Annotated in this window: 1 protein-coding gene and 1 pseudogene; both read left to right on the top strand. The window is 63.0% G+C overall.

The window, feature by feature from the left end:
- Positions 1-647: 647 nt before the first annotated feature.
- Entirely contained in the window at positions 648-2,246 is a 1,599-nt protein-coding gene (locus RMP09_RS23490; RefSeq protein WP_310568394.1) for an MFS transporter, read from the top strand.
- 828 nt (positions 2,247-3,074) lie between these two features.
- Positions 3,075-3,719 (top strand): annotated as a pseudogene (locus tag RMP09_RS23500) (DUF11 domain-containing protein); the annotation flags it as partial.

Here is a 3,719-nt window from a genome sequence, read left to right on the forward strand (position 1 = left end):
CTCGTTGGGCTCATAACCCAAAGGTCGCAAGTTCAAATCTTGCCTCCGCAACCAACAAAATCAAGCACTTAGCTTGTCATCAAGGCCCACCAATCGGTGGGCTTTTTTGTTTGTGACGAGGTTTGTGACGAGGTCTGTGCCGTCACAAAAACTCAGAGTGCCGTTTGTGACCGTTGGGCATTTTTTAGTCTCGGGGACCATCATCCTTCCCCATTCGAGCACTCAAGGGCCCTGCAGTCGACGTCGGGCTCAATTCGCAGTCCACAGTCGTCCGCTCTTCCATCTAATTCCGTGCTGGTGCCGGAGCGGCGTAGTCGGCAGTGACTGACGACTTGGGTATCTCACTCGCAGCTGTGCTGAAGGGCGGTTGTTGATTTCCCCGCAATCCTGACCTCTGGAGGTGGGGATTTATGTGGAAATCAACAACCATATCAACCCGTCAGTGCATTAGCGGCACTTCGGGCGGATGCCGCACCTGTTTCCGGGTTGGACACGCAAGGACTTGCTGCTCGTGATTGGGGCGGGCGGTCCAGCAAAGCGCCTGGCTTTGCAGAAACTTGAAGCGCAACGTTGACGGTACGCCCATCCATGAGGTGACTGAAGCCTTTCCCGCGAGAAAGGCATCGCTGCATCTACATTAGTGCCCCATGTCCCGCACCGACGACGACCTGTCTCCCATCGCGCCGCTCCGCCTGCCGGTGTTCCGCATGTTGTGGATCACCTGGCTCGTGGCCAACGTGTGCATGTGGATGAACGATGTGGCGGCGGCCTGGCTGATGACCTCGCTCACCACGACGCCACTGTGGGTCGCGCTGGTGCAGACGGCGTCAACATTGCCGGTGTTCCTGCTGGGCCTGCCCAGCGGCGCACTGGCCGACGGCCTGGACCGCAAGCGCTACTTCCTCGTCACCCAGCTGTGGGTGGCGGTGGTCGCGGCCATCCTGAGCGCCTTCATTTTTCTGGGCACGATGTCGCCGGCCCTGCTGCTGGCGCTGACCTTCGCCAACGGCATTGGCCTGGCGATGCGCTGGCCTGTGTTTTCGGCCATCGTGCCCACCCTCGTGCCCAGGCTCCAGTTGCCGGCAGCGCTGGCGCTCAACGGGGTGTCGATGAACGCCTCGCGCATCATCGGTCCGCTGCTGGCCGGCGCACTCATTGCCAGCGCCGGCAGCGCCTGGGTGTTTCTGCTCAACGCAGTGCTGTCGCTGGTGGCCGCAGTCATCATCAGCCGCTGGAAGCACGAACACCAGCCGCATCCGCTGGGGCGCGAGCGCCTGACCACCGCGATGCGCGTGGGTCTGCAGTACGTGGCGCAGTCCTACCACCTGAAGGGCGTGCTGCTGCGCATCTCGATCTTCTTCTTCCACTCCACCGCGTTGCTGGCGCTGCTGGCGCTGCTGGCGCGCGGCATGCAGGGCGGTGGCGCGGGCACTTTCACCCTGCTGCTGGCCGCCATGGGCGCGGGCGCCATCGCCTCCACGGCGTTCCTGCCCGGCTTGCGCCGCCGCTATTCGCGCGACCGTCTCGTCCTGCGGGGCGCCGTCTTGCAGGCGAGCGCCATGGCGACCATGGCCTGGACCGACCAGGTCTGGCTGGCGGTGCCCGCGATGTTCTTCGGTGGCGCGGCCTGGATCACCTCGGCCAACACGCTCAGCGTTTCGATCCAGATGGGCCTGCCCGACTGGGTACGCGCGCGCGGCATGTCGATGTACCAGATGGCGATCATGGGCGCCAGCGCACTGGGCGCCGCGATCTGGGGGCAGGTGGCGACCTGGACCAGTGTGCCGATCAGCCTGGGCATTGCCGCCGTGACCGGGCTGATGGCCATGTTTCTGGCCAACCGTCTGATGCCCGATGCCGGGCTGGAAGACGACCTCACGCCCAAGCGCATTTTCCCGGCGCCACAGATCGAGGCGCCGCCGCCGCAGGGGCAGGTGATGGTGATGGTCGAGTACCTCGTCGATCCGGCGCGAGCGGCCGAATTCAGGGATCTGATGCTGGGGGAGGGGCGGCGCAGCCGACTGCGCCACGGCGCGTTGTCGTGGGAGTTGCTGCACGACATCCATGAATCCAATCGCTTTGTCGAGGTCATCATCGACGAATCTTGGACCGATCACCTGCGGCGTTTTGATCGCGTCACCGCCGCCGACGTGGCGTTGCGCGACCGAAAGCTGGCCTTTCACCTCGGTCAGGAGCCGCCGCGTGTCACCCGAAGTCTGATGGAAACGACGGTGAATGCATCCTGAACGGTAAAACGTGTTCACCGGAGGTGTTCGAGAGCGGCATTGGCCGGCGGCGTCGCGCCGATCGATAGGTGAAAGCTGTATGACCGTCACACCTCACACGGCCGTCGCAAATCCCTGAGGTGTGTCCGGTCTACTCCCGGTGCCAGGCGGTCATCGAACACGCTTGGCCATTCGGAGATTGGCGACAACGATCGCTTGCGCCGTTGTGCGATCGCCGACGCCTATGTGTCCTGGCAGCCCCTCACATGGTTTCCCAGCCCCGCACGGCGGCACTGCTCGATGGCTGTCATGACCTTGAGCTGACCCAGGCTCAGATCGGAGTGCTGGGTTGGCTGCCAGGCCAGCCCGTGAATGCGGAAGATGTCCGCCACATCCAGCGAGGCGGTGCCCGTGTTGGGGCCACGCTGTGCGCAGTTGCTCCAGCTCACTGACCACATCGTGCGGGATGTTGGTGGCCACCCGCTTGGACATGGCCGTGGTCTCCAGCGTGTCGCACCCGAGCAGGACCCCGAGCTCACGGATGTTCACCTTCCTTTGCGAAGGGCTGTCGCCTGCGTGGGCGCGCCTGCTTCGTCGTTCTCCGAGTGATGTGGTGCAAAAACCGCATGCGAACGGATGCAATGTGCAATCTGTGCGGTATGCAACAGGGTTTTTGGCGGATGCGTGTGGTTTTCCTTGTGTTTGGCATGTCACTGGCTGTCACAGTTCTTGCCAGGTCTTTACAATGCCGATAGTAATACTTGTTGACTATTTATTGTCGATGGGTGCCCTTGTATACCTAGAAAAACGGCTGGAACCACCTTGCTGGCGCTGACACGATTTCCCCGCATGCTTTCCCCTCACTGGTTGAGGGGTGCCCTCAGCGTCAGAGCGACTTGGCTGTTGGTTCTGATGTTGCTGCTGTCGCCATGGGCGATGGCTCAGACCTCGGTGCGGAACGTGGTGAGCGTGGCGCCGCCCGTCGGCTTTACAAACACCAACCCAAATGCTTCTTGTACGGCTGCGGGTGTGTGCTCGGCTGCAGATACCGATGTGGTCACGCCAAGTGCAGACGTGGCGCTGACCAAAACCAGCAGTGCCCCGACCGTGGCGGTGGGGCAAACGGTCACCTTTACCCTGGTGATCAGCAATGCTGGGCCGAGCCCTGTGGTGGGCGCCACCTTCCAGGATGTGGTTCCGGCCAATTTTGTTGGCGTGAGCGCGCAGGTCATCAGTGGGTCTGTGACCTTTGGTGTCGCGGGCAATACCGTCAGCGGGACCACCACCCTTGCATCTGGCGCAAGCGCCAGCGTTCTGGTGACAGCCGTAGCGTCGAGCTCGGGGGCTTACACCAACTCAGCCACCGTCACGCCTCCCGCGGGAACCTCGGATCCGGTTCCTGCCAACAACACGGGGAGTCAGGCAGGAGCCGTGCAGGTCGCGGACGTGAGCACGACGGTGGACCTGCCGGCCAGCGCGCCGGTGGGCTCGGTG

It is taken from the genome of Hydrogenophaga sp. (assembly GCF_031426985.1).
In the GTDB taxonomy this organism is placed as follows: domain Bacteria; phylum Pseudomonadota; class Gammaproteobacteria; order Burkholderiales; family Burkholderiaceae_C; genus Hydrogenophaga.